19 protein-coding genes and 2 pseudogenes are annotated in these 18169 nt (G+C 61.3%); 7 read left to right on the forward strand and 14 right to left on the reverse strand.

Annotation, left to right across the window (positions count from 1 at the left end; all coding sequences use genetic code 11):
• Positions 1 to 35: 35 nt before the first annotated feature.
• From mmsB to chvE, 3 genes are all read right to left on the reverse strand, one after another.
• Complete coding sequence (gene mmsB / locus ACFQDL_RS00785; protein ID WP_379907369.1) at positions 36 to 1247, reverse strand: multiple monosaccharide ABC transporter permease; 1212 nt, start codon at positions 1245 to 1247, stop codon at positions 36 to 38.
• 19 nt (positions 1248 to 1266) lie between these two features.
• Positions 1267 to 2790, reverse strand: a complete 1524-nt coding sequence (gene mmsA, locus ACFQDL_RS00790; protein ID WP_379907370.1) for a multiple monosaccharide ABC transporter ATP-binding protein — start codon at positions 2788 to 2790, stop codon at positions 1267 to 1269.
• Between the two features lie 61 nt (positions 2791 to 2851).
• Entirely contained in the window at positions 2852 to 3913 is a 1062-nt protein-coding gene (gene chvE / locus ACFQDL_RS00795) for a multiple monosaccharide ABC transporter substrate-binding protein (protein WP_379907372.1), read from the reverse strand.
• 188 nt (positions 3914 to 4101) lie between these two features.
• On the opposite strand from chvE, the gene ACFQDL_RS00800 reads away from it, so the two are divergent.
• Both ACFQDL_RS00800 and ACFQDL_RS00805 read left to right on the forward strand, forming a co-directional pair.
• Positions 4102 to 4419 carry a LysR family transcriptional regulator gene (locus ACFQDL_RS00800; protein ID WP_379907374.1) on the forward strand — a complete coding sequence of 106 codons (318 nt, stop codon included), beginning with the start codon at positions 4102 to 4104 and terminating at the stop codon, positions 4417 to 4419.
• Positions 4398 to 5048, forward strand: coding sequence for a LysR substrate-binding domain-containing protein (locus ACFQDL_RS00805; RefSeq protein ID WP_379907375.1), 651 nt, complete (start codon positions 4398 to 4400; stop codon positions 5046 to 5048). Before ACFQDL_RS00800 ends, ACFQDL_RS00805 begins: the two co-directional genes overlap by 22 nt.
• A 61-nt stretch (positions 5049 to 5109) precedes the next feature.
• Here the strand turns inward: ACFQDL_RS00805 and ACFQDL_RS00810 are convergent, their stop codons facing one another.
• From ACFQDL_RS00810 to pqqA, 8 genes are all read right to left on the reverse strand, one after another.
• On the reverse strand, positions 5110 to 5457 hold the full coding sequence (locus ACFQDL_RS00810; RefSeq protein WP_379907376.1) for a hypothetical protein: 348 nt from the start codon (positions 5455 to 5457) through the stop codon (positions 5110 to 5112).
• Between the two features lie 115 nt (positions 5458 to 5572).
• Entirely contained in the window at positions 5573 to 6118 is a 546-nt protein-coding gene (locus ACFQDL_RS00815; RefSeq protein ID WP_379907377.1) for a hypothetical protein, read from the reverse strand.
• A 220-nt stretch (positions 6119 to 6338) separates the two neighbouring features.
• Positions 6339 to 7307 carry a dihydroorotate dehydrogenase gene (locus ACFQDL_RS00820; RefSeq protein ID WP_379907378.1) on the reverse strand — a complete coding sequence of 323 codons (969 nt, stop codon included), beginning with the start codon at positions 7305 to 7307 and terminating at the stop codon, positions 6339 to 6341.
• Positions 7294 to 8379, reverse strand: coding sequence for a 3-phosphoserine/phosphohydroxythreonine transaminase (serC, locus tag ACFQDL_RS00825; RefSeq protein ID WP_379907379.1), 1086 nt, complete (start codon positions 8377 to 8379; stop codon positions 7294 to 7296). Before serC ends, ACFQDL_RS00820 begins: the two co-directional genes overlap by 14 nt.
• A 6-nt stretch (positions 8380 to 8385) precedes the next feature.
• On the reverse strand, positions 8386 to 8892 hold the full coding sequence (locus tag ACFQDL_RS00830) for a urate hydroxylase PuuD (protein WP_379907380.1): 507 nt from the start codon (positions 8890 to 8892) through the stop codon (positions 8386 to 8388).
• 106 nt (positions 8893 to 8998) lie between these two features.
• Complete coding sequence (gene pqqE / locus ACFQDL_RS00835; RefSeq protein ID WP_379907381.1) at positions 8999 to 10135, reverse strand: pyrroloquinoline quinone biosynthesis protein PqqE; 1137 nt, start codon at positions 10133 to 10135, stop codon at positions 8999 to 9001.
• A complete protein-coding gene (pqqD, locus tag ACFQDL_RS00840) occupies positions 10104 to 10400 on the reverse strand; it encodes a pyrroloquinoline quinone biosynthesis peptide chaperone PqqD (RefSeq protein WP_379907382.1) in 297 nt (98 codons plus the stop codon). Before pqqD ends, pqqE begins: the two co-directional genes overlap by 32 nt.
• A gap of 271 nt (positions 10401 to 10671) precedes the next feature.
• The gene (gene pqqA / locus ACFQDL_RS00845) at positions 10672 to 10746 is read right to left on the reverse strand and encodes a pyrroloquinoline quinone precursor peptide PqqA (RefSeq protein WP_114477445.1); all 75 of its coding nucleotides are present in this window, start codon (positions 10744 to 10746) and stop codon (positions 10672 to 10674) included.
• 657 nt (positions 10747 to 11403) lie between these two features.
• Between pqqA and ACFQDL_RS00850 the strand changes: the two genes are divergently transcribed.
• Genes ACFQDL_RS00850 through ACFQDL_RS00860 form a run of 3 tightly spaced genes read left to right on the forward strand, consistent with a single transcriptional unit; the run spans position 11404 to position 13327 of the window.
• Complete coding sequence (locus tag ACFQDL_RS00850; protein ID WP_379907383.1) at positions 11404 to 12309, forward strand: helix-turn-helix transcriptional regulator; 906 nt, start codon at positions 11404 to 11406, stop codon at positions 12307 to 12309.
• On the forward strand, positions 12306 to 13016 hold the full coding sequence (locus tag ACFQDL_RS00855; RefSeq protein ID WP_379907384.1) for an AzlC family ABC transporter permease: 711 nt from the start codon (positions 12306 to 12308) through the stop codon (positions 13014 to 13016). Before ACFQDL_RS00850 ends, ACFQDL_RS00855 begins: the two co-directional genes overlap by 4 nt.
• Positions 13013 to 13327 (forward strand): AzlD domain-containing protein, encoded by a 315-nt coding sequence (locus tag ACFQDL_RS00860; protein ID WP_379907385.1) that lies wholly within the window; start codon positions 13013 to 13015, stop codon positions 13325 to 13327. Before ACFQDL_RS00855 ends, ACFQDL_RS00860 begins: the two co-directional genes overlap by 4 nt.
• A 93-nt stretch (positions 13328 to 13420) precedes the next feature.
• Here the strand turns inward: ACFQDL_RS00860 and ACFQDL_RS00865 are convergent, their stop codons facing one another.
• Positions 13421 to 13939, reverse strand: a complete 519-nt coding sequence (locus tag ACFQDL_RS00865; RefSeq protein WP_379907386.1) for a retropepsin-like aspartic protease family protein — start codon at positions 13937 to 13939, stop codon at positions 13421 to 13423.
• A gap of 447 nt (positions 13940 to 14386) precedes the next feature.
• Between ACFQDL_RS00865 and ACFQDL_RS00870 the strand changes: the two genes are divergently transcribed.
• A complete protein-coding gene (locus ACFQDL_RS00870; RefSeq protein ID WP_379907387.1) occupies positions 14387 to 14557 on the forward strand; it encodes a hypothetical protein in 171 nt (56 codons plus the stop codon).
• 184 nt (positions 14558 to 14741) lie between these two features.
• On the opposite strand, the gene ACFQDL_RS00875 is transcribed toward ACFQDL_RS00870, so the two are convergent.
• Positions 14742 to 15503, reverse strand: a complete 762-nt coding sequence (locus tag ACFQDL_RS00875; protein ID WP_379907388.1) for an SDR family oxidoreductase — start codon at positions 15501 to 15503, stop codon at positions 14742 to 14744.
• A gap of 300 nt (positions 15504 to 15803) precedes the next feature.
• Between ACFQDL_RS00875 and ACFQDL_RS00880 the strand changes: the two are divergent.
• Positions 15804 to 16387, forward strand: a pseudogene (locus ACFQDL_RS00880) (ISAs1 family transposase); the annotation flags it as partial.
• A 449-nt stretch (positions 16388 to 16836) separates the two neighbouring features.
• Here the strand turns inward: ACFQDL_RS00880 and ACFQDL_RS00885 are convergent.
• A pseudogene (locus ACFQDL_RS00885) lies at positions 16837 to 18044 on the reverse strand (ammonium transporter).
• Positions 18045 to 18169 lie beyond the last annotated feature (125 nt).

Here is an 18169-nt window from a genome sequence, read left to right on the forward strand (position 1 = left end):
TTAAGCTGGGAAAGATACATGGTCGATTTTCCTCCTTAGCGGTGCTTGGTCTTGTTGTAAACGTCGAAGATCACGGCAGCGAGCAGCACTAGGCCCTTGATCACCTGCTGCCAGTCGATACCGATACCCAGAATCGACATGCCGTTGTTCATCACGCCCATAATCAAAGCGCCGATCACGGCACCGATCACCTTGCCTACACCGCCGGACATCGAGGCGCCGCCGATAAAGACCGCGGCGATGACATCGAGCTCGAAGGCCACCCCGGCCTTGGGGGTCGCGGTGTTGAGACGGGCGGCAAAGATCAGCCCGGCCAGCGCCGCCAGCATGCCCATGTTGGCAAAGGTCAGGAAGGTCAGTCGCTCGGTATTGATACCGGAAAGCTTGGCCGCCTTTTCGTTGCCGCCCAGCGCATAAATGCGCCGGCCGAGGGTGCTTTTGTTGGTCAGGAAGGTGTAGACCGCTATCAGGATCGCCATGGTGATCAGCACATTGGGCAAGCCGCGATAGGTCGACAGCAGATAAGCGATATAAATGATGGCCGCGGCGATCAAGCCGTTCTTGGCGACGAAAAAGGCGAAGGGTTCTTCCTCGATGCCAAATTTCAGCGACCGCGCGCGGGCACGGGCGGCCAGCAGCACGATGGCACTGGATGCGATCATGCCCAGCAGGATCGCCGTGATATTGGGACGCGTATCGCTGAACAGGTCCGGCACGAAACCGGTGCTCAGCAACTGGAAGCTGTTGGGGAAGGGCCCCACCGACTGGCCTTCGAGCAGCGCCAGTGTCAGGCCACGGAATACCAGCATGCCGGCCAGCGTCACGATGAAGGACGGTATCTTCCAGTAGGCGACCCAGTAGCCCTGGGCCGCCCCAATCAGCAGACCCGCCATCAGGCATAGCGGCACCACGACCAGCGTCGGCAACTCCCAGTTCACCATCATCACGGCCGCGAGGGCACCGATAAAGCCGACCACCGACCCGACCGAGAGGTCGATATGCCCGGCCACGATGACCAGCAGCATGCCGATCGCCATGATAATGATGTAGCTGTTCTGCAGGAACAGGTTGGTGAGGTTGACCGGACGCATCAGGGTGCCGTCGGTCAGGAACTGGAACAGCGCCATGATGACGACCAGCGCCGCCAACATGCCGTATTCACGTAGATGGCCCGACAGATAGGCGCCGATAGATGTCCTGGCGTGTTCCGCCGGTGCGGCTTCAACAGAGGATTTGGCTTGTTGCATTTTTATTTCTCCACTAGGCTCAGGCCTTCACGATCATCGACATGATCTTTTCCTGGCTGGCTTCATGCCCGGCCAGCTCACCGGCGAAGGAGCCTTCGTTCATCACGTAGATGCGATCGCACATGCCCAGCAGCTCGGGCATTTCCGACGAGATCATGATCACGCCCTTGCCCTCGTCGGCAAGCTGATTGATGATGCTGTAGATTTCGAACTTGGCACCGACGTCGATGCCCCGGGTGGGCTCGTCGAGGATCAGCACGTCGGGCTGCGCGAAGAGCCATTTGCTCAATACCACCTTCTGCTGATTGCCGCCGGACAGGTTGACGACCTTCTGAAACACGCTTGGCGTCCGAATTCTCAGCGCCTTGCGATAGTCCTCGGCCACGCGCCGCTCCCGGCTATCGTCGATGACGCCGTGTTCCGATACGCCACCGAGGTTGGCCAGGGTAGTGTTCCTGAGAATGCTCTCGTCCAGCACCAGCCCGAGTTCCTTGCGATCTTCGGTGACATAGGCCAGGCCGTGCTTCACCGCACTTCCGACCGTCGAAACGTCGATCTCCTGTCCCCGCAGGCGCACGGTGCCGCCAATGTTTTTGCCGTAGCTGCGGCCGAACAGGCTCATGGCCAGTTCGGTACGCCCCGACCCCATCAGACCGGCAATGCCGACCACCTCGCCAGCGGCAACCCTGAGGTCGATATCGTGGATGATCTGCCGTTCGGCTGCCTCGGGGTGCCAGACGTTCCAGCCCGAGACCTCCAGCAACGTCTCACCGATATTGGGTGTACGATGCGGATATCGGTGTGCCATGTCGCGGCCCACCATGTCGCGAATGATATGCTCTTCGCTGATCTGCCCGGCCTGGCAGTCGAGCGTCGACACCGTGGTACCGTCCCGCAGCACCGTGATGCTGTCGGCGACACGGCTGACCTCGTTGAGCTTGTGCGAAATCAGTATCGACGAGATACCCTGGGCCTTGAATTCCAGCAGCAGGTCCAGCAGTTTCTCGCTGTCGTTTTCCTGCAGCGCGGCGGTCGGCTCGTCGAGGATCAGCAGTTTGACCTCCTTCGACAGTGCCTTGGCGATCTCGACCAGCTGCTGTTTACCCACCCCCAGTTTGTCGATCAAGGTCGAGGGTTTTTCCTTCAGGCCAACTTTTTTCAGCAACTCGCCCGTGCGGGCATAGGCCGCGGGCCAGTCGATAACGCCCCTTTCGGCCATCTCGTTGCCGAGAAAAATGTTCTCGGCAATCGACAGCAACGGCACCAGAGCCAGTTCCTGATGGATGATAATGATGCCTTTCTCTTCGCTGTCGGAGATACCGCCAAACTCGACCGGCTCGTTTTGAAATAGAATCTCGCCATCGTAGCTGCCATGGGGATAAACGCCGCTCAGCACCTTCATCAGTGTCGACTTGCCGGCGCCGTTTTCGCCGCAGAGCGCATGGATCTCCCCGCGACGGACTTGCAGGTTGACCTGATCCAGCGCCCTCACGCCAGGAAAGGTCTTGGTGATGCCGCGCATCTCCAGAATAATGTCTTGCATGGGAATGGTCCGATCAGGCGGGCACGGCAGCGGAGCCGCCGAGCCCGGTGACTTGGCAGGCTTACTTCAGCTGGTCGGCGTTGTAGTAGCCGCTGTCGACCAGTACCCGTTCCCAGTTGGATTCGTCGACCGGTATAGGCTCGAGCAGGTAGGACGGCACGACTTTCATGCCGTTGTCGTAGGTACTGGTGTCGTTGATTTCCGGCTCCCCGCCCTGCAGCACGGCATCGACCATGCTCACCGCGACGCGAGCCAGTTCACGGGTATCCTTGAAGATGGTGGAATACTGCTCGCCCGCCAGAATGGACTTGACCGACGGCAGCTCCGCATCCTGGCCGGAGACGATCGGCATCGGCATATCGCCGGAGCCGTAACCGACGCCTTTCAACGAAGAGAGGATACCAATCGACAGGCCATCGTAGGGAGACAGCACACCGTCTATCCTTTTGTCGGTATAGTGGGCCGAGAGCAGATTGTCCATACGGGCCTGGGCCACGGCGCCGTCCCAGCGCAATGTGCCGACCGTATCCATGCCCGTCTGACCGGACGGAATCACGATATCGCCAGAGTCGATCAGTGGTTGCAGCACCGACATGGCGCCGTCATAGAAGAAGTAAGCATTGTTGTCGTCCGGCGAACCACCGAACAGTTCGACATTATAGGGTCCGTCGCCATTCTTTTTCATTCCTTCGACAAGGGTGGTTGCCTGCTGCACGCCCACCTTGAAATTATCGAAGGTGGCATAGTAGTCAACATACTTGCTGCCGCGGATCAGGCGATCGTAGGCAATCACCTTGACGCCGGCCGCATTGGCGTTTTCCAGCGCATTCGACAGGGTGGTGCCATCGATCGCGGCGATCACCAGCGCATCGACCCCCTTGACGATCATGTTCTCGATCTGGGCCAGCTGGTTCGGAATATCGTCCTCCGCGTACTGAAGATCCGTTTTGTAACCGGCCTCCTCGAACTGCTTGACCATGGACTCGCCATCCGAGATCCAGCGTGCCGACGACTTGGTCGGCATTGCGATACCGACGTAACCATTGTCGGCTGCCTGTGCGGAAGCGCCGTACAGGGTGGCACCGAGTGCCAGAGAGGCGAGCAAGGTTTTGATGGGTTTCATTAGCTTCTCCTGTTTGCGGATTCCGCGCCGCGGGTTCGTCCCGTGAAGTCGCAGTAGCTCCGCCATTATTGTTATCCGTAAGCCAAACGGACCTTGAAGATCCTGAAACCAGAATAGTGCCAGCATTTGATATCAATCAAATGCAATAAACCTATACTTAGATACCAATTCTGATATCTTATGACTTCATGGACATTGGATTCGCCCGACAGCTTAAACTCAACCATCTGCGATTGATCGCCGCCATCGCCGAGCAAGGCCAGCTCGGCCTTGCCGCTGCAACGCTGGCCATTACCCAGCCCGCGGCCTCGCGCATGCTGAGCGAGATCGAACGCATCGTGGGATCTCAGCTCTTCGAGCGCCACGCCAAGGGCATGGAACTGACGCTGATCGGCCGTGCCCTGGCCCACCGAGCCCACAGCATGTTGCTGGAACTGCGTGATCTGGCACGGGATGTCGAAGAACTGAAACGGGGGAAGGTGGAATGGCCTCTGTCGGCGCTGTAACCGGCGCGGCCGTGGGCTTCGTCATACCCGCCGTACAACAACTCAAGGCGGTATCACCGCGAGCCGAGATTCATGTCAATGTCGAAACCAGCCCGGTTCTGGTTCGCGGTATGATCGAAGGTATAAACGATTTCGTCCTGGCCCGCCTGCCGCCGGAATTCGACGCCAACGAGTTCGACATACAACCGGCGCGCACTGAGGCCGTCCGACTGGTTGTGCGAGAGGACCATCCCTTGGCCAATGGCAAGGAAGTCTCGATTCGCGACCTGGCCACCTATGAGTGGGTCATTCAGACTCATCGAGCACCGATACGGGAAGCCGTCGACAATGCCTTCCTGGCCGCCGGCGCCAGCCCGCCCGAGAACATCACCAACACCACTTCACTGTTGGTCATGATCGCCATGCTTGTGTCATCCTCGGCGATCGCTCCGCTGGCGAGCGAAGTCGCGGACCTGCTGAGCGGGCGACAGGTCGCTGCCCGGCTGAAGGTGCTGCAGCTACGTGAGCCCATCCGGATGTCGCCCTATTACCTTCTGCAGGTCAAGGACCGTCGGCTGTCACCGATCGCCAGCCGACTGAAAGCGCTTGTGGCGGCGGAGCTTGCCCGGGGTGAATGGAACAACAGCTAAGTTCGCCGGCTACGAAGCTATTAACCTGGCTGACAAATAGATCGGGCGGGGATTCAGCCCCTCAGGGCTGCCACTGACATTGTCCCTGGGGATCGAAACGGCTCAGATAGAGGTTGCCGTCGGCACGCACCCGGGTGCTGCAGGCGGCCTCGACGCCGTTGGGGCGCTGCTCGTAGACCCGCACGTTCAACTGGCCATCGGCGAGATGGGTCCAGTTGCAGTTCACCTGACGCCAGTCGCAGCAGGACATGGCCTCGGACGAGACCCACTTCTTATACAGAATGCCGTGGTCGCCGACCGCAAAGAACAGTGATCGATCGCTGTCGTTATGAATGCAGAACGCCGCCGCCGGCATCGCAGCCAGTGCCAGGGTTGCGGCCAGCAGCATGGGTGTCAATAATCTGGACATGTAACCTCCCGCCGGCGGAAAGATCCGGCACCGCAGTGCTTTGCCCTCTAAATGTAGACCGGAACGGCCATCGATGGACCCGGCTGACAACGGGGAGGCATCAGCCGGGTCCGGATCAATAGCCCAGACGCTCGGCGCAATCCCCGCACTCGGCGATTTTCAGTGTCTTGCTGAAGGCGACCCGGGTCCGTGTAAAGCTGTCGCTTTCGCTGGTCCTCACCATAACCGGAACCGAATACTCCAGCGGCAACTGTTCGGAACGGCTGGCGTAGGCCTGACAGTCGTCATCGGAACGGAACGTGCAGTAACGCAACTCCGTGCCTCTATCCCTTACCAATTGCACCTCCTCGTACGCCAGGCAGCGCCGACGGCTGTCACTGAGGCTCCCGGTTACACTGTATTCGGTACAAAGCCGTGCGATACCACCATAGAGCCATTCGCGACCCTCTCTGGAACGAAATACGCTGACATCATGCGCCTTTTTCAGAATGAGCCGGCTGTCGGCGCCGGTGCTCGATCTCGCATGGAACGGAATCACCGGCGTTTGAGGTTCATAGAAACGATGCTGGTACAACTCGCCCCAGGCCGAGTCCGGTCCCACGCCTGCCTGTACGGCAACACTCGATAACAGGACCAGAATAGCGCTTATTAATTTGATCATCGGTCCAGCCTCCGTAATAAATAGCTTCCTTATTTAGGATAGTCGCAACCAAGGCTGGTTCCAGCGGACAAAAAAATATTACAGATTAAATCACAAGCAACTGATTTTTAAAGCAATTAAAATCCAACAAACGAAACTTAATTTTTCTTAATTTCTTAACTTCCATCTTAAATTAAATATTTACCGGGAGCGGCCCGAAAGCCTGAATAACGGGTAGTTTCTAATCGCCATATATTGGAGTCGTACTGCCGAATGGGGGATTCATATTGAACCGGTACTGGCCAGGGCCACGGATCACCTGGCGCCGGGCCGCCCGCCGGTGAAGGTGCCATCGCCAGTCCGGACGACGGCCGTGCAACGGGCCTCCGGGCAAAAGGGCGCGGTGCACCTGCACCAGATCGGCGCCGGCCCGCAGGCGATCAGCCGCGTCCCGGGCAGACCCGATCCCGCCCACCGCGATGACCTGCAGCCGTCCTGCCAACCGGGTCTTGAGCCGGCGGAGCTCGGCACAGGCCCGCTGTCGGCGGGCGAGCAGCCGCCAGGCGGGCTCGGACGCCTCCGGCACGGCGCTTTCCTGGACCAGGATCAGCGCATCGAGGCGCAAGCGACAAAGGTCCGTCAACAGCGACTCGCATAGCGCGGTAGCCAGGGACAGTTTCAGCGCCAGCGGCACGGGCCTTTTGCCGGGACGGGTCAACCGGTACTGCTCGCGCTTGAGTGCGCTCAACAGTGCCAGCAACCGGTGCCGATGATCCGGATCCAGCAGGACGCGAGTCTGGGCACTGCTGAAGTTGAGGGCGATATAGTCGGCGTAGGGCCAGGCCGCCCTCAGTCCGTCGCGAAAATCCATCAGCGCCCGCTCGGGTGGCGTGTTCCGGTTGAGGCCGAGATTGATCCCCAACCTCACCGGCGCAAGCCCTGCCGGATGCTGCCGGAGTGCCCGGAGGACGCCAACACCCGGATTGTGCCCCGGTTCCGGGCGCGGGGTCAGAGTGCCGATTTCCAGTGCACCGAACCCCATGGCGCCGGCGCACCGGCTCAGTGCTCCCACAGGGTCGATGCCGGCGGCGATCCCCAGCGGATTGGCGAAGCTCAGGCCCATGACTTGTCGCGGCGCCCGCACTGGTCCCGCCCCGCAGCGCGCCCGCCGCCGGCTGCCGAGGCGCTCGCGCCGGTCAGACCTGGCCATCGACGAAGGCGGCCATGTAATCGATCAGAGCCTCGACCCCGGCATCGGGCATGGCGTTGTAGAGACTGGCGCGGATGCCGCCGCGGGCGGGATGCCCGCCCAGGTTCAGCAGGCCGCAGACCTCGGCCTTGCGCAGGAAATCGGCTTCCCGGGCGGGGTCGGTTAGCCGGAAGCAGTGGTTCATCTGCGACCGGTCCGCGGGCCGCACCGGACACTCGTAGCCATCGCTGGCATCGATGGCGGCGTAGAGGCGTTCGCTCTGGCGGCGGTTGCGTACGGCCATCGCCGCCAGTCCGCCCTGGTCCAGCAGCCAGCGAAACACCAGACCGGCCAGGTAGACGGCGTAGGTCGGCGGTGTATTGAGCCGCCCCCGGTTGTCGGCCAGGGACCGGTAATCGAAGAGTCCCGGCGTCCCGGGACGGGCCGGACGCAACAGATGGTCACGAACGATCACCAGGGTCAGGCCGGCAGGGCCGATATTCTTCTGGGCGGCGGCGTAGACCAGACCGAAGCGGCAAATGTCCAGCGGGCGCGACAGCAGGTCGGAGGTCATGTCGGCCACCAGCGGCACAGCGCCCGTGTCCGGTATATGGTGGAACTGCAGACCGTCAGCGGTTTCGTTGTGGGTAATGTGACAATAGCCGGCGCGGGGGTCGAGCCGCCAGGCATCAGGATCCGGCAGGCCGTCGTAGCCCTGCCCGGCGCCGGACGCGGCGACCCGCAGCCGGCAATGGTGCCGCCCCTCGGTGATCGCCTTGCGTGACCAGTGGCCGGTGTCGATATAGTCGGCGCGTCCATCGCGGCCCAGCAGGTTGAGCGGGACCAGGGCGAACTGCGCCGAGGCACCGCCCTGCATGAAGAGGATGCGGTAGTCCTGCGGTATCTTCAGCAGTCGGCGCAGATCCGCCCGGGCCTGGCGTTCGATTTCGCCGTACGCCTCGCCGGTAAAGGGCATTTCCAGCACCGACAGGCCCCGGCCCTGCCAGTCGCGCAGCTCCGCCTGAGCCTGGCGCAGCACCGGCGCGGGCAGCATGGCGGGCCCGGCCGCGAAGTTGTAGATCGGCCTCGTCATGGCGGATCAACCGAACAGGGCCAGGCCATGGCTACCGGCGGCCATGAAGAACAGCAGCGGAATCGACAGGATGCTGTTGGTTCGCGACGACAGAAAGGTGATCCGCGAACAGCGCACCCGTTCGTCCAGCAGGGCCGGGACGAATCCCAGCACCTTTTTCTGGTGCGGCCAGAGCACCAGCCAGAGGTTCAACAGCATCAGGGTGCCGATCCAGGCCCCCATGCCGATCACCGCCAGATGGCCTCGCAGCAGCAGGGCGTCCGCCAGCCAGCCCCGCTGCGCCAGCATGCCCATGCCGGTGAACCAGACCACCAGGGAGGCATAACGGAAGGTACCGTGCTCGCGTTGCATCCGCCGCTCCAGCGCGGCGCCACGCGCCTCGGGGCTGTCCTCGCCGTTGAAGGGCTGAAAGCGCGGATGCTGCACCACGTTGGCATAGTTGTGACCGATCCAGACCAGGGCGAACAGCAGGTGGCCCCAGCGCAGCAACAGGTCCAGCAGAGAAAAACTCATCCTATCACCTCCTCAAACCAGCACCCGTACCAGCAGGTAGAGCATCAGAGTCAGGGCAAGGCCGGCCGTAAGGCTGCCGGCCAGGGAGTCGTGGGGCAGCTTCATCTCACTTGCCTCCACAGCCGAAACCGGCATCCCGGGCGATCAGCGGACCGCCGCCATCGCGGGGCTGTTCCGCCTGGGCGATCGCCTGACGGACGATGCCGTGGTGAGGTGACTTGCTGCAGGCCGGATCGGTATTGCGGGCATCCCCGGTCAGCAGCATCGCCTGGCAACGGCATCCGCCGAAGTCGCGCTCCCGTTCGTCGCAACTGCGGCAGGGCTCCCGCATCCAGCTGTCGCCCCGGAAGGCCTGGAACGCCGGCGACTGGTGCCACAACCAGCTCAGGCTGTGATCGCGCACCGACGGGAAGCTGAGGCTGTCGATGCTGCGCGCCTGAGAACAGGGCAAGGCCGCGCCGTCGGGCGCGATGGTGAGATGGATCGAACCCCAGCCGTTCATGCAGGCCTTGGGACGCCCCTCGTAGTAGTCGGGAATGACAAAGAAGATGGTCATGCTGTCGCCCAGCTGGTCCCGGGCCCGGTTCACTTCCGCCTCGGCCCGCTCCAGTTCGGCGCGGCTGGGCAACAGTTGCTCGCGGTTGACCAGCGCCCAGTTGTAATACTGCACGTTGGCGAGCTCCAGGTATTCCACCCCCAGCCGGCTGGCCAGGCGAATGATATCGGGCACCTGGGCGATGTTCTGCCGCGTGATCGGCACGTTCAGCACCATCGGGAAACCCAGTGCCTTGATCTCCTTCGCGATCGCCAGCTTGCGATCGAAGCTGTCGACCCCGGCCAGCAGGTTGGCCGTGTGGCGATCGCTGGACTGGAATCCCAGCTGGATATGCTTGAGCCCGGCGTCCCGGAGGGCCTCGAGACGCCGGACGGTTAGGCCGATACCGGAGGTGATCAGGTTGGTGTAGAAGCCCAGATCCGTGGCCTCCCCCACCAGCGCCTCCAGGTCCTTGCGCAGCGTCGGTTCGCCGCCGGAGAAGCCGATCTGCAGCGCCCCCAGGGCCCGGGCCTCGCGCATCACCCGCTTCCACTCGTCGGTGCTCAGCTCCTGGTCACGGGTCTGGTCGAACGCCAGCGGGTTGCTGCAGAAGGCGCACTTCAGCGGACACTGGTAGGTGAGTTCCAGCAGCAGCCAGATGGGCTTGCCGTCACCGTCAAGCTTCAGGTTGGATCCAGCCTTTGTCACGGGACACCTCCAGAAAGTTGAGGACGCTGTTAGTGATCGCATCGCTGTCGGTCGAGTCGTACCGGGCGGTCAGTGCCGCGATCAACTCCGTTACCGTATGCTTGCCGTCGCAGAAGCCGAGTATGGTACCGCCGGTGGCGTTGAGCTTGACGATTCCCTCCGGATAGAGCAGCAGGTGGGCATCCTGGGATGCCTCCCAGCGGAACAGAAAGGGCGGACGGACGACGTAACGGGCGTCGAGCCGGATCCTTCGGTCCTGAGTCATCTTCTTCGCTCCTGTTGCTTGTTCTTATTAACCTGGCCTCCAAATAAGTTCCCTGGCTATTGGGAGGTCACGCCACAAAAGCAGGCACAAGTGCACGGATATGCTTATTTCTGTGGCATTTACATTGGCCTGCGGCCAATAATGAAGCATCCCTGCTTCATGTATTAACCCGCCGGGTTAATACTGTTATCTAGCCGGTATTTTCTTGCCGGTTTAACATGAATGAATGGGAAGCCGGGAGCTCCGAAAAAGAGCCCCCGGCCCTCTGTGGCTAGCGGACGTAGACGTAGGCGGTGACTTCGAAGCCCAGACGCAGGTCGCAGAATGCCGGATCAACCCATTGCATAGGGAGCCTCCTCAACAGGGTTTTCAGAACGCGATGCAAAGCATCACCCTATTGATGCTAGAGAGGTGAGTAACCGGCAGATATCGCACTTTTGACCGAATTTAATCGTAAAAAGGTCGCAACTTGCGCCAAGCTCGCTTGACGCACATCTGCCAGCTCTGGTAATTGATGAAGGTCAATTCCGCACTGCGGGTCCATTTTTTTGATTCCTAGCGGCCCAGAGGTAAATTCTGGTTATTAAGCATGACCTCCCTCTTCTGAAAGCCCAGGCAATCAAATACCGAAGCATTCCCTAACGAAGGCTTTCTTATGTGTCTTTTCCTGAAAGAAAAGCTTCCCGCACTGCCTATTCTATTTTTCCTCCCCACAAAACAGACGCAATTATCCGGGCATGCTGGTTTTTGCGGACTACATCGAGGCGCACGGCGGTACCAATACCCTGAAGATCGTCCGCGTCGGCGATGCGATTCAGCAACCGGCCCGTAGGTCGGAATGAACTCCGAAAGGGTGAATTCCGACGCTGCCTCAAGGAGAGCGGCCTCGCCCTCGGCAGCGTCAAGGCCGGCCACGCGACATCAAGCCGACCACAATCGGGGCCTTGAATCCTCGGCCGGCCGGCCGCATAGTGCACGAACCTATCCGCCTAACAAGACCGCCATGCCGAGCCCCGCCCCTGCCGACAACACCCGCTTCCAGCACCTGCCGGATTTCGGCGGGCTCGACCTGCTGCACTACCGTTACGACGGCGCCACCTACAGCCGCCACGTGCACGAGGGCTACGCCATTCACGTCATCGACAGCGGCGCCGAGCGATTCCACTGCATGGGCGCGAGCCGCGTCGCCGGCCCCGACGATATCGTGCTGGTGAATCCCGATACAGTACACGACGGTCAGGAAGAGGCCGACGGCTGCCGCTACCGCGGCTTCTACCCATCCCCGGAGCTGATGACAAGCCTGGCCGAAGCTTTCGAGGGCAATGGTCTGCCCTGGTTTCCGGACCCGGTGATCCAGGACCCGCATATGGCGCAACGACTGCGAGGCCTGATCGCATTGCTGGAGCACGGCGACAACCGGCTTGCGAGCGACAGCGCCTGGCTCAACGTCATGGGCGACCTCAGCCGCCGCTATGGTCGGCAGCGGCTGGAAACGCGTGCCGGTGGTGCCGATCACGGCGCCGTCCGGTGTGTACGGGAATACCTCGACGCCCACAGCAGCGAGAACCCGTCGCTGGCCGACCTCTCGGAACTCTGCGGCCTCAGTCCCCACTACCTCAATCGCCTCTTCCAGCGCGAGGTAGGCCTTCCGCCCCACGCCTACCTGGTGCAGCGACGCCTGATCCAGGCCCGAAGACTGCTGCTCGCCGGCCTCAGTCCGACGGACGCCGCCGTGGCGGCGGGATTCAGCGACCAGAGCCATCTGCACCGCCACTTCAAGCGCGCACTGGGGCTGACCCCGGGACAATACCACCGCGCCATCCACCGCAACAGCGCAAGATCGTACAAGCCGCCCTGCCGACCCGCGCCCTATACTGCGGTTCCAATCTACGGCAACGAAACACCATGACTCCCGCACGACTCTTCCTCACCGGCGCCCGCGATACCCTGCCGCTGATCCTGGCGGCGGTACCGTTCGGCATCGTCTACGGCGCCCTGGCCACCGGCAACGGCCTCTCCGAATGGGCGACCCTGGCGATTTCGCTATTCGTCTTCGCCGGCTCCGCCCAGTTCATCGCCGTGACCCTGGTGGCCAGTGCCGCGGCCCTGCCGGTGATCCTGCTGACGGTATTCGTCGTCAACCTCAGGCATATGCTCTATGCCGCCAGCCTGATGCCCTGGGTGACGGGGCTGCCACAACGGATACGGGGGCTGATGGCATTCTGGCTGACCGACGAAACCTATGCCGTCGTCACCAACCGTATCGGTCTGGACCCTGAACTCAAGGGACTGCCCTGGTATTACTGTGGCTCGGCGCTGGCGATGTACGGCAACTGGGTGTTCTGCACCTGGCTCGGGATCAGCCTGGGTCAGCAGATCCCGAACCTGACCGACTGGGGACTCGATGTCGCAATGGTGGTGGCCTTTATCGGCATCGTGGTACCGGCACTGCAGAACCGTGCGCAGTGGGCCTGCGCTCTCAGCGCCTGCGCCTGCGCGCTGCTGACCCATGACTGGCCACACCAGAGCGGCCTGCTGTTCACGGCCCTGGTCGCCATTGGTATCGGCGTGGCGCTGGAACGCCGTGCCGACGCCACCCGGGAGGCAGCCGCATGAACGAATGGATTCTGATCGCCGGCATGGCACTCCTGACGTTCGTCCCGCGCTACCTGCCGCTGGCGCTCGCCGGACGCGTGCATATCCCGCCATTGATCGCGCAGGCACTGCGATTCGTACCCATAGCGGTACTCAGTGCCATCATCGCCCAGACCACGCTGATCCGTGGTGGACAGCTGGATTCAAGTCTCGACAACCCCTATCTGATCGCGGCGATCGCCGCCGCGATCACGGCCTTCTTCAGCCGGCACCTGTTCGCCACGGTGGCAGTAGGATTGCTGGTATACGGAGTCGCCCGCTGGATTATCTAGCAGGGTCGATGGCTGGCTGCAAAACAGAGTGACGCGTTACGCGACTGGGTTTTGACGCATAACCTGTCACTCGTCACTTCTTCAGATCATTCATCAGTGCAGTCGCAGCGTCAGGGTCTCGCCACGCTGCACAAGCTCCAGATCCTTCATGAAACTCATGCCCAGCAGCACCATATCGCCCGGCATGCCCGGGTTGATATTACCGGGAACATTGCGAATCAGAATCGCCCCAAGTCGCACTTCGTCCAGCTGAGTATCGTAGACGGTGGCCATGCCATTGGCCGTGGTGACACGCGTCGCAAACCCTGCGCGCAGGCCCAGACGCTGCGCCAGCGGTTCCGGTACGCTGATACGGGTCGCACCGGTATCGACCAGAAACTGAACCGGCTGGCCATTGATCAGCCCGGGGGCGACATAATGACCGGCGCGATTGCGCTGCAGCACCACCTCCGCCTTGCCGTCAACACTCAGGGCTCGGAGCTCGCTGTTGGGGTTGTACTGCCGCTCCAGCCAGCCGTCAAAGCCCAGCACCAGCAGCGCCAGCAATGACAGCCAGGCCGCGAACCACATCAGACGTCCACCATTGCGGGATTTTGCATCGAAATCAGTCATGCCTGTAGGGGCAACCTCCGCAGGCAAAAGTTCACTGCAACGAACGCCACCAGACCGAACTTGTCACCGGTTCTGCGGCTTGACCGTTGCACTGACCAGACATCTATCCCTGTCCCCACCAGGCGCGAGAGACGGGACCGTCCTGATAAGCTGAACGAAACTAACACCATCATCTTCTTATATTGCATCGCAACAAACCAGCAAAGACCCGACATCTCCTTATAAACAGGGCATAAAACGCCTACTCGTTTTCGAGACCAGCCATCGCCAAAGAACAAATAGATGAATATTTTTAATCTAAAGGTTGAAAAACTGTCGTTTGAGTCAGTGACAGCGGATGATTACTATAGCCTCCATCGAATGATTGCTGAGCTCTGAAGAGCCGATGGTTTGGGGACCACGTCGTATCAGTAGGCAATCTGTAACCGTGACACCGAGGTAGGCAGCATGTATAGCGCACAGCAGATGAGTGATATCAACCTGGAAGAAGTGATGGCGGCAGCTCGAATGGAGCGCGCCAGGATGATCCGCGAATTCCTCGTCAAGCTGGGTCAGCGTCAGATCCAGCCGTTCTGGAACAATGCATTCAAGCCACTGTTCCTGCGCTTCAGCCACTGAGTCGAGGCTGCTCCGCGACACCCGTTTTTTGATTGACTTGTTGTTCTTGTGAACTTCGGCCGGCCCCGGATATCGGGTGACCGGCCTTTTTTATTGATGAGCCAACAGTTGCGAGCTAACAGTACACAGACTGCCTCGGCGGAACTAGCCTGCTCTTACTGTTCACTGTCAACTGCCCACTCTCTCAGACTCTCAAGCCACCATCCATCTCGACGATCCGCCCGGTGAAGAAGTCGTTTTCGATGATGTATTGCAGCGTATGCGCCATCTCGGAGATTTCGCCCAGACGCCTCAGCGGTACGGCCTGCAGCATGCGCTCGATCGCCTCCGGCTTCATTTGTGCCGTCATGTCGGTTGCGATGACGCCCGGGGCGATGCCACCGACGCGTATGCCATGACGTGCCAGCTCGCCGGCCCAGCTGACGACCATGGTCGCGACGCCGGCCTTGGTGGCCGAATAATTGGTCTGGCCGATATTGCCGGCGCGGGATACCGAAGAGATGTTGACGATAACGCCGCCTTCGCCCTGTTCGGCCATGATCGCCGCAGCCTCGCGACCACAGAGGAAAGTGCCGCTGAGGTTGACGTTGACCACGCTGGACCACTGCTCATAGCTCATCTTGCCCAGCAACTGACCGTCCTTGACCTTGATGAGCATGCCGTCACGCATCAGGCCCGCATTGTTGACCAGGCCATGGATGCGGCCGAAGTCGCCCCGAATAGACGCGAACACCTCTTCGACCTGGGCTTCCCGCGCGATATCGCAGACATAGCCACGCGCTTCGCCTCCCCTGCCTTCGAGCTTTCGCACCGCCGCATCCAGCGCATCGCGGTCCAGATCGATCAGCGCCAGCCGGCCGCCGAGGCCGGCAAGATGTTCAGCCATACCAAGCCCGAGCCCTCGTGCGCCGCCGGTAATCACGAACACTTTGTTCTGGATCTGCATCGAATTCTCCCGTCGCTCTTTATTCAAAGTTTACGTTAACGTAAAGAATAAGATAGAAAGCCACAGGCGGCAAGCTCTGTCAGCGGGTTACGCAGGGCAATCGCACTATCACGAGGCGATGACAAGATCGTCAGGGTCGATGTGGTCGGGCCTGTCTGACACGCCGTGAACTCGTCCCTGAGGGCTCGGCTGCCGCCGTCCTGGCGGCAGACGGTCAGCCAGACCCGACCACATCAGCCTCGGAGAGCCCGGTGCCGGTACGAAAACGGCTTAGTTCCGGCATTTGCAGAAACCGTTGCCATGCTGCCGAACCCCAAGCCTTTCTTCGAATCCCTCCCCGATCCGCGCCGGACCACGCAAAACAAGCTGCATGGGCTGTCGGACATCCTCGGTATCGCCCTTTGTGCAACACTCTCCGGCATGGATGACTGGGAAGCCGTGGCAGAATTTGGCCGTACCAAGGAGGACCGGTTGCGACAATTCTTGCCGCTGCCCAACGGCACCCCTCCCACGACACCTTCGGGCGCGTCTTTTCCCTGATCGACCCGGAGGCGTTCGAGGCGGCGTTTTTCGATTGGGCCGCCCGTGCCCGAATCGGCGGCGACAGGCAGGATCAACTGGCACTGGACGGCAAAGCCGTCCGCCGCTCCCATCGTGGTTCAGCGGCTCGTGCACTGCGCCTGCTTCATGCCTGGTCCTGTGAGGCTCGCCTGTTGGTGGCTCAACGCCGGGTGGACGCGAAGGCGAACGAGATCACGGCCCTGCCCGAGATCCTGTCCTTGTTCGACCTGGACGGCGTCACGGTGACGATCGACGCTATCGGCTGTCAGAAAACGGTGGCCCGGCAGATCACCGAGGGCGGTGGCGACTATGTGCTGGCCCTCATCCGGCGCTTCGCCCTGAACCTCCTGCGCCAGGCCAGGGCTCCAAACCCGGGGTCAAGAATAAACGGCTGCGTGCTGCCTATGACGACGCCTTCCGGGCCTCGGTGCTGCAGCTGACGCCGCGAGTGCACGGATGGTTCTCGCCGCCGGCTTGCCTGGCCATTGTCGGGTAGCGAACCGGGTTCGGTGCGCCTGTCGGTTGGCACCGCGTTGTCGAGGGGTGGGGGTACCGCTTCAGGGCGACCGTCTGCCGCCAGGGAGGGCGGCAGCAGAGCGGTCAGGGACGACGTAAAGCGTGTCGCCCGGAAACGGTACCGCCGGCCCGGACTGGCTCTCGCAGTCGTCAGGTAGTGCGATTGCCCTGGCGGGTTACGGGCAACTGGCAACTGGCAACTGGCAACTGAAATTACTGCAGGAGCGGCGGGTACCGCTCCTGCCAAGATGGAAACCTATTCCACCGAGGTCGCTTCGATGCTGTGGATACTGAGGTCGGCGCCGTTGAACTCCTGCTCCTGGCTCAGACGCAGGCCAACCAACAGCTTCATGCCGCCGTAGACCAGCAAACCGCCGATCACCGCCACCAGGATGCCGGCCAGGGTACCGACCAGCTGTGACATCAGGCTTACGCCGCCGAGGCCGCCAAGGGACTCGCTGCCGAAAATACCCGCGGCGATGCCCCCCAGGCCCCGCAAAGACCGTGCAGCGGCCAGACACCCAGGACGTCGTCGATCTTCCAGCGGTTCTGCATCAGGGTGAACAGCCAGACGAAGATGGCACCGGCGATACCGCCAACCGCGAGTGCACCAATGGGGTGCAGAATATCGGAGCCGGCACAAACCGCCACGAGACCCGCCAGCGGACCGTTATGAATAAAGCCGGGGTCATTCCTGCCGAGCAGCAGCGCCACGATAATGCCACCGACCATCGCCATCAGGCTGTTGACCGCCACCAGGCCGGAAATGCCGTCGAGGGTCTGCGCCGACATGACGTTGAAACCGAACCAGCCGATGCAGAGGATCCAGGCCCCCAGCGCCAGGAACGGAATATTGGATGGCGGAAAAGCCACCAGCCTGTCGCCACGATAGCGCCCGTTGCGGTTGCCGAGCAGCAACACGGCCATCAGCGCGATCCAGCCGCCAACAGCGTGCACGACCACGGAGCCGGCAAAATCGTGAAAGGACGCACCGAAGCGGTTTTCGAGCCAGCCCTGGAAACCGAAATTGCCGTTCCAGATCACCCCCTCGAAAAAGGGATAGACCAGCCCGACGCTAAGGGCCGAGGCCATCAGCATCGGCCAGAAGCGGGCACGCTCGGCAACCCCTCCGGAAATGATCGCCGGAATCGCCGCGGCGAAGGTCATCAGGAAGAAGAACTTGACCAGGGCATAGCCGTTATCCGCCGCCAGAGTGGCGGCGTCGTCGAAAAAGGTGACGCCATAGGCGATCCAGTAGCCGACGAAGAAATAGGCCACGGCGGAAAAGCCGAAATCGGTCATGATCTTGACCAGCGCATTGACCTGATTCTTGTGCCGCACCGTCCCCACTTCGAGAAAGGCAAAGCCTGCATGCATGGCAAAGACCATGATGGCTCCAAGCAGGATAAAGAGCGTATTCGAACTCTGTACCAGTGCCTCCACCGCACTATTCACCGTTTCCACTGAGCGTCTCCTTCAGCCGCTGCGCCGGGCGCAATCGCACCTCTATGGTGCGCTATGTTATTGAATGACCCGTTCCGGTGCGCAAAACGCTGCAACTGAAACACAGGAGCCCAAGACCGGTAGCC

The sequence above is a fragment of the Marinobacterium aestuariivivens genome (genome assembly GCF_042661465.1).
Taxonomy (GTDB): domain Bacteria; phylum Pseudomonadota; class Gammaproteobacteria; order Pseudomonadales; family Balneatricaceae; genus Marinobacterium_A; species Marinobacterium_A aestuariivivens.